Below are 24,499 nucleotides of genomic sequence, written 5' to 3' on the forward strand. Positions count from 1 at the left end.
AACGCGCGACAGTAGCGCGCGTTAGGTGGTATTGAACTGCAACTTTTCTTCGAGCCTATCCCCGCCTAGGCGGCCGCGGCACTGCCCTTCGCATCCGTCTCCGGATCCGCGTCGGCGGCGCGTTTCCGCTCGTCAGCGGCCCGGGGGGCCATTTCGTCGGCCGCTTCGTCCGCGGCCTGCTTGAGGAGCTCGGCGGTGCGCTGCGCGCCGCGCTCGGCGGCCTCGGACACGGCGGCCGACAGGACGAGGGTCGAGCCGACGACGACGAGCGCGAGACCGGCCGCGCCGCCGGAGACGAGGTAGGGCATCTGGCCGTCGACGTACGCCAGCTCGGCCATGCCGAGCCATGCGAAGGTGAGGACGGCCCCGCCGGCCATCCAGAAGAGCAGTCCGAGGAAGCGGAGACGGGTTGTGGGGGAACCGGACACAGTCACTCCATTGTGGGCTAAGAGGGATTTTCGGTTTTCGCTACCGCGAGGTAACCAAACCTACCAATTTCTTGGTACCTTGTGACAGATGCCATAGCCCGTTTTCTCCCGAAGGGTGCCTGTACATGGTGAACCATCCCCCCGTACGCCGTTACCTCCTCACCGCATCACTCGTAACCCTCGCCGCGACCGGCATCGCGGCCGTCCCCGCCCAGGCCGACCCCGGCGGCTGGATCGTCGCCGCCGACAGCCCCGACGCGATCCACGGCGAGTACCTCGTCGCCTTCGAGGACGGGCTCGCCGACGCGACCGCCACGGTCGACGCGTTCGGCGGCGACGTCGAGTCCGTCTTCGGCTCGGTCGACACCGTGCTCGCCCAGATGACCGAGAGCGAGGCCGAACGGCTCGCGGCCGACCCCGCCGTGGCCTGGGTCGAGCAGAACCAGACCGTGGAGATCCAAGCGACGCAGGACGACCCGCCCTCGTGGGGCCTGGACCGGATCGACCAGTCCGCGCTGCCGCTCTCAGGCTCCTACACCTACCCCAATGCCGGTGAAGGCGTCACCGCCTACATCATCGACACCGGGATCTGGGCGAGCACCGCGGACTTCTCCGGGCGCACCGGCACCGGCTACTCCGCGATCCTCCCCGGCCTCCAGGGCCTCGACTGCAACGGCCACGGCACGCACGTCGCGGGCACCGTCGGCGGCACCTCCTACGGCGTCGCCAAGGAGGCCACAATCGTCCCCGTGCAGGTCCTCAACTGCCTGGGGTCCGGCACCACCGCCGGGGTCATCCAGGGCGTGAACTGGGTGACCGAGAACGCCGTCAAACCCGCCGTGGCGAACATGAGCCTCGGCGGCGGCGTCAGCGACGCCCTCGACGCGGCCATCAAGGCCTCGATCGACTCCGGCGTCACCTACGCGGTCGCGGCTGGCAACGAGACCGCCGACGCGTGCGGCGTCTCCCCGGCCCGCACCCCCGAGGCGATCACCGTCGCCGCATCGACCGAGGCCGACGCCCGCGCCGACTTCTCCAACTACGGGGCCTGCGTCGACCTCTTCGCGCCCGGCGAGAACATCACCTCCCCGTACCTGCTCGGCCAGCCCAGCGCCCTGAGCGGCACGTCGATGGCGTCGCCGCACGTGGCCGGGGCCGCCGCGGTGTACCTCTCGGCGCACCCGGACGCGACCCCCGCCGAGGTCGCCGACGCGCTCACGGGCGCGGCCGTCTCCGGAGCGGTGAGCGACGTCCAAGGGAGCCCGAACCTGCTCCTGCAGGTCACCGATTAGCACGAGTTCCACAGGGGCCCGGCAGACGCTGCCGGGCCCCGATCGCGTTTCCGGGCCCCGGAAGCCGGACATCCCGTGCGGACGCGCGCAGCGGTTCCCACCCCTTGATGCGCGGCAGGGCACAGTGCAGATTCACGGCTCGCAAGCGTCGCCGGGGCCCGCGCTCCGCTCGCAGCGAACACGGCGCCCAGCCGCGTCCGATCGTCGCCCCGACGGGCTAAGGTCTGGGTTGGTAACCGCAACGCCGAGTGCATATCGCCGAGACAGAATGAAGGTGCAAGACATGGACCGTTCGATTCCATTCTCCTCGCAGCTGGAGAAGGACGTCGTCACCGCGGTGGCTCGTCGCGGCGGTGGGGACGCCTCCTCGATCGGCCTCGACAGCATGGTCTTCGACCGCCTGCTGAAGGAGCACATCCTCTTCCTTGGCTCGGACGTCAACTCCGAGATCGCCAACCGCCTGTGCGCGCAGCTGCTCCTGCTCGAAGCCGAGGACGACCAGCGCGACATCAAGCTCTACATCAACTCGCCCGGCGGCTCGGTGTACGACGGCATGGCCATCTACGACACCATGCAGTACATCAAGAACGACGTCGCCACCGTCGGCATGGGCATGGCCGCCTCCATGGGCCAGCTCCTGCTGTGCGCGGGAACCGCGGGCAAGCGCTACGCGCTCCCGCACGCGCGCATCATGATGCACCAGCCCTCCGGCGGCATCGGCGGCACCGCCTCCGACGTCGCGATCCTCGCCGAGCAGATGCTCTACACCAAGCAGATGTTCCAGGAGCGCGTCGCCGAGCACACCGGCCGCACGATCGAGGAGATCGAGCGCGACTCCGACCGCGACCGCTGGTTCACCGCCGCCGAGGCGAAGGACTACGGCTTCATCGACCACGTCGTCAAGCGGGTGGCCGACGTCCCCGCCGAGGCCAACTAGTAAGGAATAGGGGAACCAGATGATGGACATCCACGCCCAGGCCGGCGGCTTCGACCCGCGCGCCCGCTACATCGTCCCGTCGTTCACGGAGAAGACCTCGTACGGGATCAAGGAGATGAACCCGTACAACAAGATGTTCGAGGACCGGATCATCTTCCTCGGGTCCCCCGTCGACGACACCTCCGCGAACGACATCATGAGCCAGCTGATCGTCCTCGAGGGCAACGACCCCGACCGGGACATCATCATGTACATCAACTCGCCGGGCGGCTCGCTCACGGCGCTGATGGCCATCTACGACACGATGCAGTACGTGCGCCCGGACATCCAGACCGTGTGCATGGGCCAGGCCGCGTCGGCCGCCGCAGTCCTGCTCGCGGCCGGGACCCCCGGCAAGCGCACCGCGCTGCCGAACTCCCGCGTGATCGTCCACCAGCCCGCCACCGAGGGCACCTTCGGCCAGGCCTCCGACATGGAGATCCAGGCCCGCGAGATCATGCGCATGCGCGACCAGCTGGAGAAGATCCTCGCCCGCCACACCGGTCAGCCCGTGGACAAGGTCCGCCGCGACATCGAGCGCGACAAGATCTTCACCGCCGAAGAGGCCGTCGCGTACGGCATCGTCGACAACGTCCTGACCTACCGCAAGAAGAACGCCCTGCCCGCCGAGGCCGCGGCGTAGCAAACCCGGCGTGTGGCCGGGCGCCCGCCCGCGGCGCCCGGCCCCACGCACCCGCCCCGCACCCGGCGGCACCTCTTCACGACGCCGCCTCACCTCCGATCGATCCGCCCCCGATGTCGCCCGCCCGCGATACCGTGGCACAGGCCGGGCCCCCGGTCCAGCAAGGGTGGCGCGGTGGCCGCAAATGCGAAATACTGGATCGAGACACCGGTTCGTCCTGAATCAACGGAGCCGGACCGGTGCACGGGTTGACCTTTCAACGACGGAGCAAGAAAGCACGCTCGGCCTGAGCCCACGGGCCCGCCGAGGGAGGGAGTTACCGCGATGGCACCTCGCCTGGGTGACAGCGAGATCTTGAAGTGCTCGTTCTGCTCGAAGTCGCAGCGGCAGGTCCGCAAGCTCATCGCCGGGCCTGCCAACGTCTACATCTGCGACGAGTGCATCGACCTGTGCAACGAGATCATCGAAGAGGAGTTCGCCGAAGAGGCCGAGGTGGCCTGGGAGGACCTGCCCAAGCCCAGGGAGATCGTCGAGTTCCTCGACCAGTGGGTCATCGGCCAGGACGCCGCCAAACGCTCGCTCGCGGTCGCGGTCTACAACCACTACAAGCGCGTGCAGCTCGACGAGCTCGGCTCGGTGCGCGGCGGCGACCACGTGGAGCTCCAGAAGTCGAACATCCTCATGGTCGGCCCCACCGGCTCGGGCAAGACCCACCTGGCGCAGACCCTCGCGCGGATGCTCGACGTCCCGTTCGCGATCGCGGACGCCACGGCCCTCACCGAGGCCGGTTACGTCGGCGACGACGTCGAGAACATCCTCCTCAAGCTCATCCAGGCCGCCGACTTCGACGTCAAGCGCGCCGAGACCGGCATCATCTACATCGACGAGATCGACAAGGCCGGACGCAAGGCCGAGAACCCCTCGATCACCCGCGACGTCTCCGGCGAGGGCGTGCAGCAGGCGCTCCTGAAGATCCTGGAGGGCACCCACGCGGCCGTGCCGCCCCAAGGCGGGCGCAAGCACCCGCACCAGGAGCACATCCAGATCGACACCACGAACATCCTCTTCATCTGCGGCGGCGCGTTCGCCGGGATCGAGGAGATCATCAAGTCCCGTGTCGGCAAGCGCACCGTCGGGTTCACCGCCCACCTGCACGAGTCCGAGGACGCGGACGACGCGATCGTCTCCCAGGTCATGCCCGACGACCTGCTGAAGTACGGGCTCATCCCCGAGATGGTCGGGCGCCTCCCCATCCTGACCACTGTGGACCACCTGGACAAGGCCGCGCTGCTGCGCATCCTCACCGAGCCGCGCAACGCCCTCGTCAAGCAGTACCAGCGCCTCCTCGAGCTCGACGGCGTCGAGCTCGAGTTCGCCGAGGACGCCCTGGAGCCGATCGTCGAGTCGGCGATGCTGCGCGGCACCGGCGCGCGCGGCCTGCGGGCCATCATGGAGGAGGTCCTGCAGCCGGTCATGTTCGAGATCCCCTCGCGTGCCGACGAGGTCGCGAAGGTGGAGATCACCGCTGACGTGGTGCGCCGCAACGTGAACCCGACCCTGGTGCCGAGGACGAAGTCCTCGCCGCGCAGGGCCGTCCGTCCCAGGCGCGAGAAGTCGGCCTGAGCGGGGCGCCGGAGGCTCAGTCGTCCTTGTTCTCGTCGCGCAGGCGGCGGTCGATGTCCCGCAGGAAGTCCGGGTCGTCGTCGGGCGCGACCGGGCCGCGCGGGTGCCGCGGACCGGCGTTCCCGTGGCGCGGACCGGGTTCGGGGCGCGGCGGGCGGGCCCTGCCCACGGTGAACCAGAGGATGCCGCCGACGATCGGAACGAGCACGATGATGAGCACCCACCAGGCGCGCGTGAGCTTCCTGGGCGCGTGCTCACCGCCGAGGCAGTCCGCGACGGCTGCGATGACCAGCGCCAGGTGTGCGAGGACCAGGAAGACGAACGCGCGGATCATGGTCCAATCATGCCTGTCCGCCGCGCCCGGGACAACAACGCCTCGGGTGGTTACCCATTAGTAACTTCGTAGGATATAGTTCAGGCCGAGACGCCTGAACGAAAACTAAGGCCAACAAGCGTCCTCTAGTACGACCTCGGAGGTTGTCGATGAACATCGTGGTTCTGGTCAAGCAGGTCCCGGACTCGGGACTCGCGAGACAGCTGGACGCCCAGCTGCGGGTCGACCGCAACGGCGCCAACAACGTCATGGGAGAGCTCGACGAATACGCCGTCGAAGCCGCCCTCCAGCTCAAAGAGGCCCACGGCGGCGAGGTCACCGTCCTCACCCTGGGCCCGAGCCAGGCCACGGAGACCGTGCGCAAGGTCCTCGCGATGGGCGCCGACAAGGCCGTCCACATCGAGGACGACGCCGTCGGCGGCTCCGACGCCCTCACCACCTCCGCGATCCTCGCCGCGGCCCTCGGCCGCCTCGAATGGGACCTCGTGATCGCCGGCGCCGAGTCCACCGACTCCGGCATGGGCGTCATGCCCCAGCTGCTCGCCGCCCGCACCGGCAAGCCCGCCCTCACCGGCGCCCGCAAGATCGAGACCGACGGCTCCAGCGTCACCGTCGAACACCAGCGCGCCAACGGGTACGACGTGCTCAGCGCGAGCCTCCCGGCGATCGTCTCCGTCTGGGACACCATCAACACCCCGCGCTACCCGTCCCTCAAGGGCATCATGGCCGCCAAGCGCAAGCCCGTCGAGACCCTGACCCTCGCCGACCTCGGCGTCACCGAGGCCGGGCCCGCCGCCGCGAACAACGAGGTGGTCAGCGCCGCCGAGCGCCCCGCCCGCACCGCGGGCCAGATCGTCACCGACGAAGGCCAGGGCGGCGTCGCGCTCGCCGGATTCCTCGCCGCCGAGAAGTTCATCTAGGAGCCGATGATGACTGACATCCTTGTGTACGTACCGAACTCGGGCAAGCACGCCGCCGAGGTCCTCACCCTCGCGCGCTCCCTCGGCGACGTCGCCGCCATCGCCTTCGACGACGCCTCGGCCGCGCTGGCGGGCGAGTACGGTGCGGCGAAGGTCTACCGCGTCGACGGCGCCGGGATCGACGACTACTTCGTGGACCCGAAGGCGACCGTCCTCATCGACCTGGCGCGCTCGGCCGCGCCGGGCGTGTTCCTGCTGCCGAGCACCGACGAGGGCAAGGCCTTGGCCGCGCGCGTCGCGGTGGCGCTGGAGAACGGCCTGCTGACCGACGTGTCGGGCCTGGAGTCCGACGGGACCGCGACGCAGGACGCGTTCGCGGGCGCGACGATCGTGAAGTCCAAGGCAACCAAGGGGTTCACGCTCGCGACGGTGAAGGCCGGCTCGACCGAGCCCGCACCGGCGCCGGGTGCGCCCACTGTGGAGGCCGTCGCGGCAACGGTGTCCGAGGCCGACCAGCGCGTGCGCGTCACGCAGCGGGTCGACGAGCCCGCGGGGGACCGGCCGGGCCTGGCCGAGGCCGGCGTGGTCGTCTCGGGCGGCCGCGGCGTGGGCTCGGCGGAGGACTTCGCGCTCATCGAGCGCATGGCCGACGCCCTGGGCGGCGCGGTCGGCGCGTCGCGCGCGGCGACGGACTCGGGGTACTACCCGCACAAGTTCCAGGTCGGCCAGACCGGCACGACGGTGAGCCCGCAGCTGTACGTCGCGGCGGGCATCTCCGGCGCGATCCAGCACCGCGCGGGCATGCAGACCTCGCGGGTCATCGTGGCCGTGAACAAGGACGCGGACGCGCCGATCTTCGGCATGGCCGACTTCGGCGTCGTGGGCGACCTGTTCCAGGTGCTCCCGCAGGCGGTCGAGGAGATCGAGAAGCGCAAGTAGCCGTCGAAAGCGCGAGCAGCGCAACGGCATGACGCGGCCCGGCCGCCCCTCGCGGGGCGGCCGGGCCGCGTGTCGTCGGGCGCTGCGGGCCGCGCGGAGCGCGGCCGGGCGGCGATGGCGAGCGTGGCTCGTGTTCGCGGTCGCCCCCGTTCTCGATGGTCCCTCGGGGGTACGACAGGGGTGCTGATCGCTTGGGGGAGTCGGGCGGTTCGCGGCGAGTGCCGCAAATCGGGCGTTCGCAGGCGCCCCCGAATCGATGATCGCATCGGGGTCCGACAAGGCGGCGGGGTTGCGCGGTGGCGGGGCGCGGCCGGGACGTGTGGAAGACTCGCGTGTGGTGTCGCCCCCGTTCTCGATGGTGCCTCGGGGGACCGACATGTCGTTGAAACAACGGTGCGTTACGCTTCGTGGCAGCCTCTCGTTATATAGAACCTACAGACGATGTTGGAGGAATCCGCAATGGCCGCCCCAGCTGCCGCGATTGCCGCGCCAAGCGTTCTCGCTGATCTCCTGCCCGCTCGCACGAAGGCCGCCGCGTACGCGCGCGACGCCGTGCTCGTGCTCGGCGGCGCCGCCGCCGTCGGCGCTTCCGCGCAGATCGCGATCACCATCCCGCAGATCAGCCCGGTCCCGTTCGTGCTCACCACGTTCACCGTGCTCCTCCTCGGCGCCGCCTACGGGCCGCTCCGCGCCGGGGTCACCCTCGCGCTCTACCTCGCCGCGGGCGCGGCGGGCGTCCCGTGGTTCACCGAGGGCACCTCGGGCTACGCGATGCCGACCTTCGGCTACATCATCGGCTTCCTGGCCGCGTCCGTCGCGGTCGGCTTCCTCGCCAAGCGCGGCGGGGACCGCACGATCCTGAAGACCGTGGGGCTCATGGTCGTCGGCAACGTCCTCATGTACGCGTTCGGCGTCCCCTACCTCGCCTTCGCGCTCGACATGAGCGCAGGCGACGCGATCGCGGCGGGCATGACCCCGTTCCTCGCGGGCGACGCCGTGAAGCTCGTCGTCGCGGCACTGCTCCTGCCCGGCACCTGGGCGCTCGTCAACCGGTTCCGCCACAGCGAGGACTAGGGCGCGACCAGAGGCGCGAAGCGCAAGGGCCCCACCGGATCTCCGGTGGGGCCCTGTCACGTTCGCCTTACTCGATCTCCCAGCCGATGCCGAGCGCGCCGGGCCTGGGCACCGGCTCGGCCAGCGCGACGGTCCGGTTCGGGCCCAGCTGGAGGTCGCCGGTCTCGCGCTTCTCGCGTTGGAGGCTCGACTGCGCGAAGCGGTACACGCGCTTGGGGATCGCGTCCGGCGCGAACCGCACCTGCAGCGAGTACTGGTCCACCGGGTAGCGGAACGCGTTGCCGTGCCCGCTGGAGGTGCCGCCGTTGCCCTGCACGACGATCTCGAACAGGTGCGTCGCGCCCTTCGGCAGCGGCGTGTCGAACACGATCTCCGCCAGTGCGACCGGCGCGTCCGGGTGGCGCAGGATGTTCGGGACGGTGCAGTCGCGGACGGGCTTGAACTCGATGTCGTCGATGTCGCAGCCCTCGTCGCCGCGGTACAGCAGGATGTAGCGGTCGACGTCGTCGCGGCGGGCGCGCACGAGCATCGACAGCTCGAACACGGACTCCTGCCATTCGGAGTCGACGTGGACGATGACCTGCTGGCTGAGGATGTCCAGGGTGTGCTCTCGCGAGGCGGGGACCTGGTCGCACAGTTCGCGGACGGCGTCGCCGCCGAGGACCGCGTCGGGGCGGGGGAGCTGGCCGCGGATGGAGCGGGGGCCGCGGGCCCGCTTGGGGCCCAGGAGGACCCGCAGGGAGCCTGCGGGCAGCTCGAGGAGGTCTTCGAGGGCGGTGACGGCCGCGAGGGACTCGGCGCGCTCGGGCCGGGAGCGGCCGGACTGCCAGTAGCTGAGGCTCGTGGTGGACACGGTGATGCCGCGCATGGCGAGGCGGTGGCGGATGCGGTCGAGACCGAGCCCGCTGGTCTGGATGGCCACCCGCAGGGCAGTGTGGAACGGCCCGGCGCGAAGCGCTTCGGCGAGCTCAGGCGTCATCGGCACACACACTTTCTCTCGACACGGGCGTCGAAGACTCGACCTTCTGCGGCACCCGGTCCCGGGGCGGCGACCCCTTCTGATCGGAAAGGTAGGAGGATTCGTCAGATTCTATCTCGCGCGCACCACGACGTATTACGCCGACTAATGCGGAAGATTTCGGCCTCCGGATCCCACGGTGCGGAACGGCGCGGAGGGGGTCCCGGGGCCCGCGCGAGTGAGCCTGGACGCCCGGGCCACGGCGGAGCAGGGGAGCCCCGAACCGAAAGTAGTATGGACGGGCCATGGCCTATCTCGATCACGCCGCGACCACGCCGATGCTCCCGCAGGCGCTCGACGCCTACGTCCGCACCGCCCGCGCCCTCGGCAACGCCTCCTCCCTCCACGGTTCCGGGCGCACCGCCCGCCGCACGGTCGAGGAGGCCCGCGAGCGCATCGCCGAAGCCCTGGGCGCCAAACCCGGGGAGGTCGTCTTCACCGGCTCGGGCACCGAGGCCGACAACCTCGCCGTGAAGGGCGTCCACTGGCACCGCCGCACCGCTGGACGCAACCGCGTGGTCACCACCGCGATCGAGCACCACGCGGTCGCCGACGCCGTCGCCTGGCTCGGCGACCACGAGAAAGCCGACGTCACCGAGCTGCCGGTCGACAAGGTCGGCCGCGTCGACACCACCGCCCTCGCCGAGCTCCTCGCCGAACGCGGGGACGAGATCACGGTGCTCACCTGCATGTGGGCGAACAACGAGGTCGGCACCCTCCAGCCCATCGGCGAGATCGCCGCGCTCGCGGCCGCCCACGGCATCCCCGTGCACACCGACGCGATCCAGGCCGTCGGCCACGTCCCGGTCGACTTCGCCGCGTCCGGCGCGGCCGGGCTCGCCCTCTCGGGCCACAAGCTCGGCGGCCCCACGGGCACGGGCGCGCTCATCCTGCGCCGCGACGTGAAGGCCGTGCCGCTGCTCCACGGCGGCGGCCAGGAGCGCGAGATCCGCTCCGGGACCCTGGACGTGCCCGGGATCGCCGCGCTCGCCGAGGCGGTCGCCCACGCCGTGCGCACCCAGGAGGCCGAGTCGCAGCGGCTCGCGGCGCTCCGCGACGACCTCGTCGCCCGCATCCGCCTGGTCGTCCCCGAGTCGATCTACAACGGCGACCCGGAGTCGCGCCTGCCCGGGAACGCGCACTTCTCGTTCCCCGGCTGCGAAGGGGACGCCCTCCTCATGCTCCTCGACGCCGCCGGTGTCGAATGCGCCACAGGCTCGGCCTGCTCGGCGGGGATCGCGCAGCCCTCGCACGTGCTGCTCGCGATGGGCGCCGAAGCCGACGACGCCCGCTCCTCCCTGCGCTTCACGCTCGGCTGGCCCACCACGAAAGCCGACATCGACGCGCTCGTCGCGGCCCTGCCCGAGGCCGTGCGCCGCGCGAAGACCGCCGGGCTCTCCTAGCGGCTTCCGGAAACGGGCCTAAGGTTGATGACGTGAAACTGCGAGTACTGGCCGCCATGAGCGGCGGAGTCGACTCGGCCGTCGCCGCCGCCCGCGCCGTCGAGGCCGGGCACGACGTCACCGGCGTCCACCTGGCGCTGTCGAAGAACCCCCAGACCTACCGGACCGGGGCCCGCGGCTGCTGCACCATCGAGGACTCCCGCGACGCCCGCCGCGCCGCCGACGTCCTCGGCATCCCCTTCTACGTGTGGGACATGGCCGAGCGCTTCCACGAGGACGTCGTCGAGGACTTCTACGCCGAGTACGCGGCCGGGCGCACCCCGAACCCGTGCCTGCGCTGCAACGAGAAGATCAAGTTCGCGGCCGTCCTCGACCGCGCCCTCGCGCTCGGCTTCGACGCCGTCGTCACCGGCCACTACGCCCGCAAAGGCGACGACGGGCTGCTGCGCCGCGCCGTCGACCCCGGCAAGGACCAGTCGTACGTGCTCGCCGTCCTCACCCCGACCCAGCTCGCCGGGTCCATGTTCCCACTCGGCGACACCCCGAAGGACCAGGTCCGCGTCGAGGCCGAGACCCGCGGCCTCGCCGTCGCCCGCAAGCCCGACAGCCACGACATCTGCTTCATCGCCGACGGCGACACCTCCGGGTTCCTCAAGAACCGGCTGGGCCGCAAAGAGGGCGAGATCGTCGACGCCGCCTCCGGGGAAGTCCTCGGCAGCCACGACGGCTCCCACCAGTTCACGATCGGCCAGCGCCACGGCCTCGGCCTCAAACGCCCCGCCGCCGACGGCAAGCCCCGCTACGTCCTGTCGATCACGCCCGTCGACAACCGCGTCGAGGTCGGGCCGCGCGAGGCGCTGCGCGTCGACCGCATCCGCACCGGCGCGCCCGTGTGGCTCGCGCCCGAGCGGACCGGCCCGTTCGAGGCCGAGATCCAGCTCCGCGCCCACGGCGAGGTCTACCCCGCGACCATCACTCCCGGGGCCGAAGGCCTCACCGCGAAGCTCCACAAGCCCGCGTTCGGCGTCGCCGCCGGGCAGGCCCTCGTCGTCTACGACCCGGCGGCCGAAGGCGACGCGGTCCTCGCGTCCGGCACCATCGACGCCACGGAATCGGTTGAGGCCGCGGGTGTCTGACGCACTGCCCATGGGGGTCGCCACCGGCGTCGGCTCCCTCCCCGGAACCGATGTCGCCGAATCGGTGAACGTCGTCTTCGGGGAACTCCCCGAATGGCCGCACCTGCCCGAGCTGCCCGACCGGGGCCTCGGCGCCGACATGATCGGCCGCGGCGCGGCGCTCCTGGTCAACCTGCCCGTCCAGTGGTGGGCGTTCCGCTGGGAGATCGCCGACCTGCCCGGCCGGGACGCGCGCCGCGCCCTCGACTTCCTCGAACGCGACCTCGACGCCCTCCACGAGGTCGACGCCGACGGCCCTGTCCGCCTCACCAGCGTCGGCCCGTTCACGCTCGCCGCGAACCTGTGGCGGCGCACCGGCGGCGCGATGCTCGCCGACCCCGGCGCGGTCGCCGACCTCACCGCGTCCCTCGCCGAAGGGCTGCGGAACCACGTCGCGGCAGCGCAGGCGCGGATGCCGAAGGCCGCCTTGTCGGTCCAGATCGACGAGCCGAGCCTCCCGGCGGCGCTGGCGGGCCGCGTGAACACCGAGTCGGGGCTTGACTTCTACCGCCGCGTGCCCGCCGAGGTCGCGCGCGAGCGGCTGCGGGAGCTGATCGACCAGGTCGGCGTCCCGGCGGTCGTGCACTGCTGCGCGCCGGACGTGCCCGTGAAGCTGTTGGAAGAGGCCGGGGCGCAGGCGCTCTCGCTCGACCTGACCCTGGTGGACCTCGACGACGTGCCGAAGGTCGACGCCTTGGGGGAGTACCTCGACGGCGGCGGTCGGCTCATCGCCGGTGTGGTGCCCTCGCTCGGGCAGCCCCGGCCCGGGGTAGGCAAGGAAGCGGCCGACCGCGTTCGGGCCCTATGGCACCGGCTCGGTTTCAGCGACGAGCAGCTGCCGCGGCAGGTGAGCGTCGCGACGACGTGCGGCATGGCCGGGGCGAGCCCGGAGTGGGCGCGGTTCGCTATGGAGGCGAGCCGCGAAGCCGCCGACCGGCTCCGCGGCTGACCTTTCACTCAGGCCTTGTCGGCCCGGTTCTTGGCGACGACCTCGTCGATCGTCTGCTTGTTGAAGTCGGCGGTCGAGTTCAGGTGCGGGAACGGCGTCTCGGGCACCGGCAGGTCGAGGGCCGCGCACAGCGGCCCCCAGCCCGCGCCGGTCTCGAACTCGACGAGCCGGTTCGCGGGGATCGTCGCGCGCACCCGCTCGTGGTAGCGGTCGTAGGCGGCTTTGACGGCCGCGGGCTCGGAGCGGTCGGCGTCGCCGAAGGTCTTCTCCCACAGGGCGTCGATCATGGCGGGCCAGTCCGGTCCGCCGAATTCCGCGCTCTTCTCCGGAGACTCGAAGGCCTGGAAGATGGTGTTGTTGGCGCTCTTCCACCAGGTCTCGAAGCTGTCGCGGCGGGAGAGGACGACGATCGCGTCCGGGTAGGCCTCGGCCAGTTCGGCGTAGAACGCCGAGCCCGGCCAGTCGACGGCGGCCGCGTATCCGCCGAGCAGCTCCTCCCAGTCGGGGAGGTCGCCGCGGGCCGCCGCCAGGAAGGCGGGCGGGTCGGTCTCGGTGCGGCCGAAGACCTCGGCCATGTGGTGGCAGGGGGCGTCGAGGAGGGTTTCGAGGGCGTTCTTGAGGGTCATGGTTCCTGTGCGCGGGAGTCCCGCTCCGATTACTCGCAACATTCACGTAACGTAAACGGCCGCAACAGAACCCACAAGTGCGATCGACGCTCGCGTCTAGTCCCGGTGAGCGGGACGCCGATGGCGCGGCAGCTCAGTGGCCGCCGCGCCACCGGGAGTGACTTTGGACATTCCCTCAGGCAAACGTCGCGTACGCGCCCGCCATCTGCCCGGTCAGGTCGGCTGCGGCCGCCTCGGCCGTCGCGTCGCTCGCGACACCCGTGACCAGCGCGTACAAGAGCAGGTTCTCGGACGTGATGTAGTACTGGAGCTGGCGTTCCGCCCCGGACCCGGAGGAGAGAACGTACCCGCTGGTGCGCTCCTGGACGAGCCAGTCGCCGCCGGAGTACCCCTCGACGGCGCCCGCCACGCGGTCCGACGCGGTCGCGGCCGAATCCGTGTACTCGAGCTTCGCTTCGACGCGGACGTCCCCGCTGAAGTACCCGCACGTGAGCCACGCCGTCGCGGGCGGCGCCTCGTCAATGAACGCGTTCGTGGCGCCGCCGGGCTCGAGGCCCCGTTCGGTCTCCGCGGCGAGCCATTCGCTCGTCCTGCCGTGGTCGAGCGATTCGCAGGTCTCGACCTGGAAGAACCCGACCTTGGGCGGCGCCGCCGCGTCCTCGTTCGGCGCGTACGACTCCTGTACGTCGACCGTTGGCGGGTCGTCGCGGTCCTCGTCGTATTCGTCGTACTCGTCCTCCAGGCCGTAGACGCCGCCCCAGTCGCAGTACATGTACGGGTCGGCGTCCTTGTAGTCCTCGAGCAGGTCCGCGGCGCGCTGGCTGCCGAGGTTCCAGGCCATGAGCTCCCGGTCCCCGTCGTACCGGTTGCCGAGGATGCAGACGAGCTCGTCCTCGGTGAGCGAGGCGAACTCGGGCACCGCGTCGTCGGACAGGTCGTCGAGGTAGGCGAGGTCGAGCTTGCGGTCGTGCTCGATGTTGGAGCGGGCGATGAGCGCGTCCGGGTTCACCGCGGCGAGCCCGAGCAGCGCGAGCGCGCCCGAGGCAAGCACGGCGCGCGGCAGCCACGCGGCTTTGAGCTTCCAGCAGCACACGATGACCAGCGCGAACAGAACCGCGAGCCAGATCTCGACGGTGAAGATCCAGACGCGCATCCGCGTGAGCCCGAACGTCTCGGCGTAGGTGTACATGCGGTACAGCGCCGACGCGATGACCACCATGGACAGGACGCAGAGCAGGCCGAGCAGGATGCGGGCGGCGAGGCGGTCGGCCTTGGTGCGCTTAGGCGCGAGCCACGCGGCGACGGCGATGACCGCGAGGGACAGCGCCGCGACGAAGCTCAGCTGCCAGAAGCCCTGGCGGGCGTACTCGGCGGGGGTGAGCCCGGCGGTCTCCATGACGTACTCCTCGCCGCCGAAGAACACGCGCAGCTGCACCGCGATGAACGCGACGAACAGGAGGTTCAACGCGCCCAGCGGTACCGCGAGCTCGAAGCGGGAGACCGTGCGGTGCTCCCCTTCGGGGCGGTCGGAGTCGAAGCCCGGCCTGGCGACCGCCGTGTACGTCCACACCAGAGCGAGCGGGAACAAGATGGCGGCGAGCATGAGCCGCAGGACGAACTCGCCGAAGTTCATCTCCGGCAGCAGCTGCACGACGAGGTCGGCGAACGTGCTGTCGGCGGCGGCGAACAGCCCGCCGAAGACGAGGAGCAGCGCGACGGTGATGAGCACGACCCACAGGTTCCGCATGCTGGAGCCGCCCGCGCGTTCGCCGGTGCCGCGGCCGCGCTTGGCCCAGCGGAACGACTCGGCGAGGCCTTCGAGCCAGCCGCCGAACATGGTGATCGTGGTGCCGCTGAAGCGCCGCTGCGGCGCGAGCGCGAGCGGCGTCAGCAGGAATGCGGCTGCGGTGCAGAGGAATACGACCCATCCGGCGTCGCGGACCGCCGCGACCGACCACAGGGCCGCGACCAGGACCGCTCCCGGCAGGCGCGGCACGAGGTCTCTCGGGTCGCCCGCGGCGAGCGGCACCGCGACCATGGCGATGCCGGTGAGCGACAGGCCGATGCCGACGCCCGAACCGGTGAACGCCGCCCAGGTGCCGAACAGGGCGATCGCGACGACCAGGACGACGACCGCCGGTCGCGGGGTCTCGTCCGGCCGGTGCCAGCGCGGGTTCGGGGGAGCGATGTAGCGCGGGCGGCCCGTCTGGTCGTAGACGGCGGCCTGCCGCTGGTATTCGGCTGGGGTCAGCGGCCTGGCGTACTGCTGCGCGGGCAGCGGCGGCGGGGGCGGGACGGCGGCGGCGGGCCGCTCGGCGGCGACGACCGCGGGCCGCGGGGGAGCGGGATCACCTTGCGCGGGAACCGGTTCGGGGCCGGGGGCCGGAGCGGCCGCCGCGGGCCTGTCTGCGTCCGTGGCGTTCGTCGGCTGCGGGGGAGCGGGGTCACTTTGCGCGGGAAGCGGTTCGGGTCCGGCGGCGGGCGCGGGCCCGACGGCGTCCGCGGGGTCGGTCTCGGGGCGGGAGTCGCCCATCGGCGTCTCGGGCCGGTGCCCGGCAGCGTCTCGGGACGGCTCAGCCTGAGGCGGTTCGGTCCGGGACGGTTCGCTCGCGGTCGCACCGGGTGCCGATTCGGCGTCCTCGGGCCGCGGAGCTGGGGAGTCAGCAGGTTCGCTCATTCAAGAGCCCCTTCTCATCGGAGGGAGTGCCGACAATAGCGGTCGTCGTCAACCATGGGAAGTGTCCACTACAGAGCGTCGCTGGTATGTGCCGGACAAATTCGCCCAAGCTCCCGCAATTCCCGAGGTGTTGTGAGAACTCCCACCGGCCGCAACCTTGTGGTTCACTGGATTCGTGATGGCGCAAAGCGGACACGACGACCACGACCACGACAGCGGGGCCCACAACGGCGGCGGGCCCGGCTCGATCGGCAGCCGGCTCAACTGGCTCCGCGCGGGCGTGCTCGGCGCGAACGACGGCATCGTCTCGGTCGCGGGGATCGTCATCGGCGTCGCGGGCGCGACCGCCGACCGCTCCACGATCCTCGTCTCCGGCGTCGCCGGGCTCGTCGCGGGCGCGTTCTCGATGGCGGGCGGCGAGTACACCTCCGTGTCGACCCAGCGCGACACCGAGTCGAGCCTCGTCGAGGCCGAGAAGCGCGAGCTCGACGAGAACCCCGAGGAAGCCGAGGACGAACTCGCCACGAGCCTGCGCGACCGGGGCCTGACGGAGGACACCGCCCGCAACGCCGCCCGCGAGCTGTCGCGCCGCAACCCGTTGCGCGCCCACGCGGTCGTCGAATACGGCCTCGACCCCGACGACCTCACCAACCCCTGGCACGCCGCGATCTCCTCGTTCCTCGCGTTCACGTGCGGCGCACTGCTGCCGCTGCTGGCGATCACCCTGCTGCCCGAGGGCATCCGCGTGATCGGCTGCGCGGTCGCGGTGATCGCGGCGCTGGCGCTCACCGGGTTCACCTCGGCGCGGCTCGGCGGCGCGCCGAAGGGCCGGGCGATGCTGCGGGTCATGGCAGTCGGCGCGCTGACGATGGTCGCGACCTACGTGATCGGCTCCGCGTTCGGCGTCGCCACCGCCTAGAGCCAGTTGTGGCGCTTGAACACGACGTACAGCAGGCCCGCCGAGAGCAGCATGAGGCCCATCGCCATCGGGTAGCCGAGCACCCACGACAGCTCCGGCATGTGCGTGAAGTTCATGCCGTAGATCCCGGCCACCAGGCCCGGCGTGAACAGGATCGCCGCCCACGACGAGATCTTCTTGACCTGGTCGCCCTGCTCGATGCTCGCGTGCGAGAGCTGCCGCATCTCCTCGTTCTGCGCCTGCGTCACCAGCGTCGAGTGCACGGTGAGCGCGTTCTCCAGCAGGGCCCGGAACGTGTCGGCGCGCTCGACGATGCGCAGCACGTGGTCGAGCACGTCCCGCATGTCGCGGCGCAGCTCGATGTCGACCTGGTACTTGTCGTACCCGGACTCCAGGGACTTGAAGATCCGCACGAGCGGATGCGTGGCCCTCTGGAACGCCATGGCCTCGCGGGCGAGCTCGTAGATGCGGCGGGCGACGTCGGGGTCGTTCGAGAACAGCTGGTCCTCGATCTCGTCGATGTCGTCCTCCATGCCGTCGACTACGGGCGCGTAGCAGTCCACGACCTCGTCGAGCACGGCGTACAGGACCGCCTGCGGCCCGAGCGCGAGCAGTTCGGGGTCCGCTTCGAGCCGCCTGCGGACGCTGGCGAGGTCGGGGGACTCGGCGTGGCGGATGGTGATGGCGAAGTTCGGGCCGATGAACAGGTGCACCTCGCCGAACTCGACCTGCTCGGTCGCCTCGAGATAGCGGGCGGGGCGCAGGACCACGAAGAGGGTGTCGCCGAAGCGCTGCAGCTTCGGGCGCTGGTGCCCGGTCCGGGCGGCCTCGACGGCGAGGTGGTGCAGCTCGAACTCCTCGGCGACGGCCGCCAGCTCGGCCCCGGTGGGGCGGTAGAGCCCGATCCAGGCGAAGCCGCCGTGCTCGTGGAGGTCCTCGAAGGTCTGGTCGAGGGTCACGTGGTGCGACTCGCGCACTCCCTTGCGGTAGATGGCGCTGTCGACGATCGGCATCAGGCCAGTCTAGGCACCGGCCGCGACCGACCGGAACCCACGCGAGCGGCCGTCACATTCGAGGGCGCTCGACTTCGCCCAGGTGCTCGACGGGCATGGTCAGGTATCGGTCGATGGTCGGCCCGATGGTCTCGGCGAGCTCGTCGGGGCTCAGCGACGCGACCGGTTCGAGCTTGAGGATGTACCGGGCCACGACCAGGCCGAACACCTGGCTGGCGATGAAGCTCGCCCGCGCCGGGACGCGGTCGACCTCGTCGCCGAGGATGTCCTCCACTGTCTTCACGATCCGGTGCTCGAACAGCTGGCGCAGCACGAACGACATCGCGGGTTTCGAGAGGCTCGTGCGGACCACCGCGAGCAGCTTCTCCTGGTGCGGGCCGTCCCAGATCGCCACGAACGCCTTCATGAGCCGCCCGCCCGCGCCCTCGACCCCGCCCGCGCTGAGGACGGCCGCGACCTCAGGGGCCGGGTCCATCGGCAGTTCGATGGCGGCGAGGAACAGGTCGTCCTTCGATCCGAAGTAGTGGTGGATCAGCGAGGGGTCGACCCCGGCCTCGGAGGCGATGCGCCGCATGGAGACCGACTCGAACCCCTCCTCGGCGAACAGCCGCCGCGCGGCGGCCAGGATCTCGGCCTTCGTGTCGGGATTGCCTGACCGCCGTCCGGCGCGCTTCGTTCTGGCCACGGGTGAACCCTAGTTCGTGCGCCGCCGCAGCGTCGCGGCTCCGAGCGCCGTTGCGACGAGCGCCGCAGCGGCCACGATCGCGAGGTCGCCCCACATGGCGGCCGTGATCTCGGTGTTGACCTGCACTTCGGTGAGCGCCTTGACCGCGTACGTGACCGGCAGGACGTCCGAGACCCCTTGCAGCCAGCCGGCCATCTGGTCCCGCGGCCAGATCAGCCCGCACAGCAGCAGCTGCGGGACGACGAACACGGGCATGAACTGGATCGCCTGGAACTCGGTGGTCGCGAACGCGGACACGAAGAGCCCCAACGCCATCCCGAACAGCGCGGCGACGATCGCGATGAGGAACACCGCCCACACCGGACCGGCCGTGTCGAGCCCGAGGAACGCGAACGCCACGGTCGCCGCGATCGCGGTCTGCGCCGCTGCGGCCGCGCCGAACGCGATCGCGTACCCGCACACCAGGTCGAGTTTCCCTGTCGGCGTGGTCATCAGCCGCTCCAGGGTCCCGCCGGTGCGCTCGCGCAGCAGCGTGATCGAGGTGATCATGAACATCATCATGAACGGGAAGAACGCCAGCAGGATCAGCCCGACGGTGTCGAACACCTGCGGCGCGGCGTCCATGATGGCGGAGATGAGCGCGATCATCAGGCTCGGCACGGCGAGGATGAGCACGACGGTGCGCCGGTCGTTGAGGAGCTGCCGGAGGATCCGCCCGGCGGTGATGAAAGTGATGCGCAGCGACATGTCAGTTCGCCTTCTCGAGTTCGCGGATGAGGTGGAGGAAGGCAGCTTCGAGGTTCGCAGTGCCCGTGGCGGCGCGCAGGTCGGCGGGGGTGTCGTCAGCGATGAAGCGGCCCTCGCGCAGCAGCAGGAGCCGGTCGCAGCGGTCGGCCTCGTCCATGACGTGGCTGGAGACGAGCAGGGTCGCGCCCTGCTTCGCGAGCTCGCGGAACTGGTCCCACAGCTCCTCGCGGATGACCGGGTCGAGGCCGACGGTGGGCTCGTCGAGGACGAGCACCTCGGGTTCGATGACGAGCGCGCACGCGAGCGACGTGCGGGTCTTCTGGCCGCCCGAGAGGTTCGCGGCGAGCTTGTGCGCGTGGTCGCCCATGCCGACGCGCTCGATCGCGCCCATGGCCTCGGAGCGGCTGCGGCCGTAGAGGGCCGCGAAGTAGGCGACGTTCGCCTTCACCGACAGGTCCGGGTAGATCGAGGCGTCCTGGGTCACGTACGCGACGCGGCTGCGCAGGGGCTTGGCGCCAGCAGGGTGGCCGAGAACGTTCACGGTGCCGGACTTGACCTTCTGCGTGCCGACGACGGCGCGGATGAACGTGGTCTTGCCCGAGCCCGAGGGGCCGAGCAGGCCGGTGACGGACCCGGCGGCGATGCGGGTCGAGACGTTTCTGAGGACGGGCTGCCCGCCCCGGTCGACGACGAGGTCGTCGACCGCGATGGCGGCGTCGGGGGTGGTGGGTGGCATCGGAGCCTCCAGTAATTCATCGATTGATGAATTCAGCGTACCACTAATTCATCGACTAGTGAATTACCTTGAGTGTGACACGCCGAACCGCCGCAGTGCAGCGAAAAGGCGATCCGGCCGGACCGGCTGGCGGTTCGAGGGCGTCTCGCGCGGCCCGGCCCAAGAAAGGAGCGATCCGGCCCCTCACTGGAGGCTCGACATCGTCCGGAGAGCGAAAAAGGCGATCCGGCCGCGCACGGGGACGTGCGCGCGGCCGGACCGCCACTCGGGAGATGAAGTTCCTAGAGGACGCCCTTGCTCCAAGGCCCCCAGATCGCGACCGTCCGCCCCGGCTCCAGCGCCGGGTCGCCCAGCGTGCCCCGCGTCGCGCCCTGCATGTTCGCGAACAGCACCTTGCCGTCAGGCGAGAACGCCGCGCCGCACCACTCGGTGCTCCCCTCGTGGTACACCAGCGGGAAGATCTCCCCGTCCCGCGTCAGGCCGCGCATCGCGGGCAGGTCCCGGCTCGTGTCCTCGCACAGGATCAGGTTCCCGCCCGGCGACACCGTGATGTTGTCCGGATAGGACAGGAGCTCCGCGTCCGGCGACTCGAACACCAGCTTGATCGTCCCGCCCTTGTGCCCGCGCGGCCGGTACTCCCACAGCTGGCCCTCGCCCTCGTCGCCGCCCGACGTGGACGCGATGTAGACCGCGCCGTCGCCGTAGAAGCAGCCCTCGAGCCGCCCGAACACCGCCGCGCCCCGCGCCCAGCCCTGGTTGAACACGGCCAGCGGGTCCTCTTCGGCGTCGGCCGGGTCCGGGTCGTCGATGTCGACCCACTCCACGTACAGGCCCTTCCCGGCGCGCTGGCCGGTGCGGGTGTCGTAGTTCCACTCGTCGGCGATCTTGAGCATCTGCAGTTGCCCGCCCTCGGCGAGGTCGCCGGGGACGTTCGGCAGGAACCGGTAGAACCCGGCCGTGTTCTGGTCCTCGGTCTCGTAGACCACGCCCGAGCGCGGGTCCACCGCGACCGCCTCGTGCACGAAGCGGCCCATCTCCTTGAGCGGCACCGGAACCGTCTCGCCGTCCTCGGCCGAGGGCACCTCGAACACGTACCCGTGCTCGGCCGCCCAGCCCGCGCCCTTCCCGGCCGTGGTCTCCTCGCACGAGAGCCACGAGCCCCACGGGGTCGGCCCGCCCGCGCAGTTCACGATCGTGCCCGACAGCGACTGCCAGGCCTCCGTGAAGTGCGGCTCGCCGTCCTCCCAGCGAACGCTCATCGTCGTGGTCCCGCCGCCCGCGAGCGCGTCGTAGCGGAACTCCGGGCTCCCGGCCGGGACGCCCGCGCCGGGCTCGTTGCGCTCCTCGTGGTTGCGCACGAGCCGCCACTGGCCGCGCCGCCCGGTCGGGAAGCAGGCCATGCCGTCGTGCGCGAGCGGCGTGCGGAAGCCGTCCCGCATGGGGGACGCGGCGACCGCGAACACCTTGAAGTCGAATCCCTCAGGGAGCCAGAGGGTCTGGGAGAAGCCGGTCTCGGGGTCGGTCCGCGTCAGCTCCCGCAGCTCGCCGTAGCCGCCGTTGTCGGGGCAGTCGCGGTCCTTCTCGCCGTCCTTCGCGTGGGCCGCGCGGACCGCGAGGCCCTCCATGGCGGCGACCGCGAAGAGGCTCGCGCCCGCGGCTGTCGCGCCGCGGCGCAGGAAGCTGCGGCGGTTCGAGCCGCCGATCGACGTGATCGCCATTCCGGACTCCTTTGAGCGGGGCGTAAGAGGGGCTGTACGGGCCGTACGCGGCCGATCCTTCCGTTCCACGGGGTTGGCGAGGCAAGCACGACGTGAACGCAAGGTGACCGGTTGCATAAGGCTTCGGCCTCCCCGAAACGTCGTACCCAGCTGACACAATGGGGCCGTGAGCACCCATGACGCAGAACCGGACGGCACCGACCGGACCGCAGGCCCCGCATTCGACCGCGCCCGCGCGCGACACGAGGACCTGGCGGTGGAGATCACCGAGCACCGCCGCCGGTACTACGCCGAAGACGCGCCCACCATCTCGGACAGCCAGTTCGACGAGCTCATGCACGAGCTCGTCGACCTCGAGACGGCCTACCCCGAGCTGAAGAACGAGGACTCGCCGAGCCAGCAGGTCGGCACCTTCTCCACGGCGTTCACCCCCGTGCAGCACCTCGAGAAGATGCTCAGCCTCCAAGACGTCTTCAGCCTCGACGAGGTCCAGACCTGGGCCGACAGGATCACCGCCGAGGTCCCCGACGAGCCCTACCTCTGCGAGGTCAAGATCGACGGCCTCGCCGTCGACCTCGTGTACGAGAACGGCCGCCTCACCCGCGCCGCCACCCGCGGCGACGGCGTCACCGGCGAGGACGTCACCGCGAACGTGGCCACCATCGAGGCCGTCCCGCAGCGCCTCGCCGCCGCCGACGGCTTCGACGTGCCCGAGCTCCTCGAAGTGCGCGGCGAGGTCTACTTCCCCAGCGCCGACTTCGCGCGCCTCAACGAGTCCCAGGTCGCCGCGGGCAAGGCCCCGTTCGCGAACCCGCGCAACGCCGCCGCCGGGTCCCTGCGCCAGAAGGACGCCGCGAAGACCGCCGAGCGCCCGCTCAGCTTCATCGCGCACGGCCTCGGCGCGCTGCGCGGCTTCGAGCCGGACTCGCAGTCGCACGCCTACGCCGCGCTCGACGCCTGGGGCCTGCCCGTCAGCCCGTACTGGCGCGTCGTCGGCACCGTGAAGCAGGCGTTCGAGTACATCGCCGAGTTCGGCGAGCAGCGGCACGAGCTCGTCCACGAGATCGACGGCGTCGTCATCAAGATCGACGACATGGCCGTGCAGCGGCGCCTGGGCGCGACCTCCCGCACGCCCCGTTGGGCCGTCGCCTACAAGTTCCCGCCCGAGGAGGTCAACACGAAGCTCCTCGACATCAAGGTCTCCATCGGACGCACCGGCCGCGCCACCCCGTACGCCGTGCTCGAGCCCGTGCGCGTCGCGGGCTCCGAAGTCGAGTTCGCGACCCTCCACAACGCCGACCAGGTCAAGGCCAAGGGCGTCCGCATCGGCGACACCGTCGTCGTCCGCAAGGCCGGGGACGTCATCCCCGAGATCGTCGCGCCCGTCGAGGCCGTCCGCACCGGCGACGAGACCGAGTTCGTCATGCCCGAGCGCTGCCCCGAGTGCGACAGCGTCCTGGCCCCCGCCGCAGAGGGCGACGTCGACCTGCGCTGCCCCAACGCCCGCTCCTGCCCCGGCCAGCTCCGCGAGCGCCTCGCCTACCTCTCGGGCCGCTCCTGCTTCGACGTCGACCGCATGGGCTACATCGCGTGCGCCGCGCTCGTCGAACCGCTCGGCGCCGACCCGGTCCTCGTCGACGAGGGCGGCGTCTTCGACCTGAAGATGGAGGACCTCCTGCCGATCCGCGTCGTCGTCCGCGACCCCGACACGGGCATGCCCAAGCAGGACCCGAAGACCGGCGAGGACAAGGTCGTCGCCTACTTCGCCAACCAGAGCGGCGAGCCGAAGAAGACCGCCGTCCAGATGCTCGAGAACCTCGAGGCCGCCAAGCGGCAGCCGCTGTGGCGCGTCGTCAACGCGCTCTCGATCCGCCATGTCGGCCCTGTCGCCGCCCAGGCCCTCGCCGAGCACTTCGGCGACCTCGACCGCATCGCGAACGCCGACGAGGCCGAGATGGCCGGCGTCGACGGCGTCGGCCCCACCATCGCCGCCGCCATCAAGGACTGGTTCGCCGTCGACTGGCACCGGGCGATCGTCGAGCGCTGGCGCGAGGCGGGCGTGCGGATGCAGGACGACGCGCCCGACCCGTCCGAGGCGCTGCCGCAGACCCTGGAGGGCCTTACGGTGGTCATCACCGGCGGCATCCCGGACTACACGCGCGAGGGCGCGGCCGCGGCCGTGAAGGCCCGCGGCGGCAAGGTCTCCGGCTCGGTGTCCAAGAAGACCAGTGCGGTCGTGGCGGGGGACAAGCCCGGATCCAAGTACGAGAAGGCCGTCGCGCTCGGCGTCTCGATCGTCACCGGTGAGGATTTCGCGGCGCTGCTCGAAGACGGGTTGTCGCTGCCGGAAACATCTGATGCCGAGACCGACCCAGAATGATCACAAGTTAGTAACGATCCGTATTCCTTCACGGGGGGAGACTCGTTAGTTCAGGGCAGAGTCATCTCGTGGATGCTTGCCCCTTGTCGTACCAACGGCTCGGCGCCCATCGCCCGAAAGGGCCGCCGAGCCTGGAACCGGCCGCGGGAGACGCTGTGGTGAACACCGGATAACGGTTTCTGTAATTGGCATGTCGCGCCTGGTCACAAGTGTGCCGCATGTGC

General features: G+C 70.8%; 22 protein-coding genes. 12 read left to right on the forward strand and 10 right to left on the reverse strand.

All coding sequences use genetic code 11. The annotated features are described in order from the left end of the window. Positions 1-65: 65 nt before the first annotated feature. Positions 66-428: a hypothetical protein gene (locus ACGGCP_RS24475; RefSeq protein ID WP_392970471.1), complete on the reverse strand. Its 363-nt coding sequence runs from the start codon at positions 426-428 to the stop codon at positions 66-68. A 125-nt stretch (positions 429-553) separates the two neighbouring features. Between ACGGCP_RS24475 and ACGGCP_RS24480 the strand changes: the two genes are divergently transcribed. The 4 genes from ACGGCP_RS24480 to clpX all read left to right on the forward strand — a co-directional run bounded on the left by ACGGCP_RS24480 (position 554) and on the right by clpX (position 4,962). Then, a complete protein-coding gene (locus tag ACGGCP_RS24480) occupies positions 554-1,720 on the forward strand; it encodes a S8 family serine peptidase (protein WP_392970474.1) in 1,167 nt (388 codons plus the stop codon). Positions 1,721-2,003: 283 nt separating this feature from the next. After that, positions 2,004-2,657, forward strand: a complete 654-nt coding sequence (locus ACGGCP_RS24485) for an ATP-dependent Clp protease proteolytic subunit (protein ID WP_392970477.1) — start codon at positions 2,004-2,006, stop codon at positions 2,655-2,657. Positions 2,658-2,676: 19 nt separating this feature from the next. Further along, positions 2,677-3,339 carry an ATP-dependent Clp protease proteolytic subunit gene (locus ACGGCP_RS24490; protein WP_392970480.1) on the forward strand — a complete coding sequence of 221 codons (663 nt, stop codon included), beginning with the start codon at positions 2,677-2,679 and terminating at the stop codon, positions 3,337-3,339. Positions 3,340-3,663: 324 nt separating this feature from the next. Continuing rightward, entirely contained in the window at positions 3,664-4,962 is a 1,299-nt protein-coding gene (gene clpX / locus ACGGCP_RS24495; protein ID WP_392970483.1) for an ATP-dependent Clp protease ATP-binding subunit ClpX, read from the forward strand. 16 nt (positions 4,963-4,978) lie between these two features. Here the strand turns inward: clpX and ACGGCP_RS24500 are convergent, their stop codons facing one another. Continuing rightward, a complete protein-coding gene (locus ACGGCP_RS24500) occupies positions 4,979-5,296 on the reverse strand; it encodes a PLD nuclease N-terminal domain-containing protein (protein WP_392970486.1) in 318 nt (105 codons plus the stop codon). A 149-nt stretch (positions 5,297-5,445) separates the two neighbouring features. Here ACGGCP_RS24500 and ACGGCP_RS24505 point away from each other — a divergent pair, with 149 nt between their 5' ends. From ACGGCP_RS24505 to ACGGCP_RS24515, 3 genes are all read left to right on the forward strand, one after another. Further along, positions 5,446-6,216, forward strand: a complete 771-nt coding sequence (locus ACGGCP_RS24505; RefSeq protein WP_392970489.1) for an electron transfer flavoprotein subunit beta/FixA family protein — start codon at positions 5,446-5,448, stop codon at positions 6,214-6,216. 9 nt (positions 6,217-6,225) lie between these two features. Beyond that, positions 6,226-7,155 carry an electron transfer flavoprotein subunit alpha/FixB family protein gene (locus ACGGCP_RS24510; protein WP_392970492.1) on the forward strand — a complete coding sequence of 310 codons (930 nt, stop codon included), beginning with the start codon at positions 6,226-6,228 and terminating at the stop codon, positions 7,153-7,155. A gap of 459 nt (positions 7,156-7,614) precedes the next feature. Next, positions 7,615-8,229, forward strand: a complete 615-nt coding sequence (locus ACGGCP_RS24515) for a biotin transporter BioY (RefSeq protein ID WP_392970495.1) — start codon at positions 7,615-7,617, stop codon at positions 8,227-8,229. A 67-nt stretch (positions 8,230-8,296) separates the two neighbouring features. Here the strand turns inward: ACGGCP_RS24515 and ACGGCP_RS24520 are convergent, their stop codons facing one another. Further along, on the reverse strand, positions 8,297-9,214 hold the full coding sequence (locus ACGGCP_RS24520) for a hypothetical protein (RefSeq protein WP_392970498.1): 918 nt from the start codon (positions 9,212-9,214) through the stop codon (positions 8,297-8,299). A 278-nt stretch (positions 9,215-9,492) separates the two neighbouring features. Between ACGGCP_RS24520 and ACGGCP_RS24525 the strand changes: the two genes are divergently transcribed. Genes ACGGCP_RS24525 through ACGGCP_RS24535 form a run of 3 tightly spaced genes read left to right on the forward strand, consistent with a single transcriptional unit; the run spans position 9,493 to position 12,774 of the window. Continuing rightward, a complete protein-coding gene (locus ACGGCP_RS24525) occupies positions 9,493-10,650 on the forward strand; it encodes a cysteine desulfurase family protein (RefSeq protein ID WP_392970501.1) in 1,158 nt (385 codons plus the stop codon). 38 nt (positions 10,651-10,688) lie between these two features. Further along, positions 10,689-11,786 (forward strand): tRNA 2-thiouridine(34) synthase MnmA, encoded by a 1,098-nt coding sequence (mnmA, locus tag ACGGCP_RS24530; RefSeq protein WP_392970762.1) that lies wholly within the window; start codon positions 10,689-10,691, stop codon positions 11,784-11,786. After that, entirely contained in the window at positions 11,779-12,774 is a 996-nt protein-coding gene (locus tag ACGGCP_RS24535) for a methionine synthase (RefSeq protein WP_392970504.1), read from the forward strand. The genes mnmA and ACGGCP_RS24535 overlap by 8 nt, the downstream gene beginning before the upstream one ends. A gap of 8 nt (positions 12,775-12,782) precedes the next feature. Here ACGGCP_RS24535 and ACGGCP_RS24540 read toward each other — a convergent pair whose 3' ends face one another. Then, positions 12,783-13,442, reverse strand: a complete 660-nt coding sequence (locus ACGGCP_RS24540) for a sulfotransferase family protein (protein ID WP_392970507.1) — start codon at positions 13,440-13,442, stop codon at positions 12,783-12,785. Positions 13,443-13,575: 133 nt separating this feature from the next. Further along, a complete protein-coding gene (locus ACGGCP_RS24545; RefSeq protein WP_392970510.1) occupies positions 13,576-16,077 on the reverse strand; it encodes a DUF4153 domain-containing protein in 2,502 nt (833 codons plus the stop codon). Between the two features lie 178 nt (positions 16,078-16,255). Here ACGGCP_RS24545 and ACGGCP_RS24550 point away from each other — a divergent pair, with 178 nt between their 5' ends. Continuing rightward, entirely contained in the window at positions 16,256-16,996 is a 741-nt protein-coding gene (locus tag ACGGCP_RS24550) for a VIT family protein (RefSeq protein WP_392970513.1), read from the forward strand. Here the strand turns inward: ACGGCP_RS24550 and ACGGCP_RS24555 are convergent. The 5 genes from ACGGCP_RS24555 to ACGGCP_RS24575 all read right to left on the reverse strand — a co-directional run bounded on the left by ACGGCP_RS24555 (position 16,993) and on the right by ACGGCP_RS24575 (position 21,895). Next, positions 16,993-18,009 (reverse strand): magnesium and cobalt transport protein CorA, encoded by a 1,017-nt coding sequence (locus ACGGCP_RS24555; protein WP_392970516.1) that lies wholly within the window; start codon positions 18,007-18,009, stop codon positions 16,993-16,995. The two genes, ACGGCP_RS24550 and ACGGCP_RS24555, sit on opposite strands and share 4 nt — an antisense overlap. 52 nt (positions 18,010-18,061) lie before the next feature. Then, positions 18,062-18,694, reverse strand: coding sequence for a TetR family transcriptional regulator (locus ACGGCP_RS24560; protein WP_392970519.1), 633 nt, complete (start codon positions 18,692-18,694; stop codon positions 18,062-18,064). 9 nt (positions 18,695-18,703) lie between these two features. Further along, positions 18,704-19,441, reverse strand: a complete 738-nt coding sequence (locus tag ACGGCP_RS24565) for an ABC transporter permease (RefSeq protein ID WP_392970521.1) — start codon at positions 19,439-19,441, stop codon at positions 18,704-18,706. Between the two features lies 1 nt (position 19,442). Continuing rightward, on the reverse strand, positions 19,443-20,177 hold the full coding sequence (locus ACGGCP_RS24570) for an ABC transporter ATP-binding protein (protein WP_392970524.1): 735 nt from the start codon (positions 20,175-20,177) through the stop codon (positions 19,443-19,445). Positions 20,178-20,458: 281 nt separating this feature from the next. Next, complete coding sequence (locus tag ACGGCP_RS24575) at positions 20,459-21,895, reverse strand: alkaline phosphatase PhoX (protein ID WP_392970527.1); 1,437 nt, start codon at positions 21,893-21,895, stop codon at positions 20,459-20,461. Between the two features lie 166 nt (positions 21,896-22,061). On the opposite strand from ACGGCP_RS24575, the gene ligA reads away from it, so the two are divergent. Continuing rightward, entirely contained in the window at positions 22,062-24,275 is a 2,214-nt protein-coding gene (gene ligA, locus ACGGCP_RS24580) for an NAD-dependent DNA ligase LigA (protein WP_392970530.1), read from the forward strand. The last annotated feature ends 224 nt before the right edge of the window (positions 24,276-24,499 follow it).

Origin of the sequence: Glycomyces sp. NPDC048151, from assembly GCF_043202775.1 — a bacterium.
Classification (GTDB): domain Bacteria; phylum Actinomycetota; class Actinomycetes; order Mycobacteriales; family Micromonosporaceae; genus Glycomyces.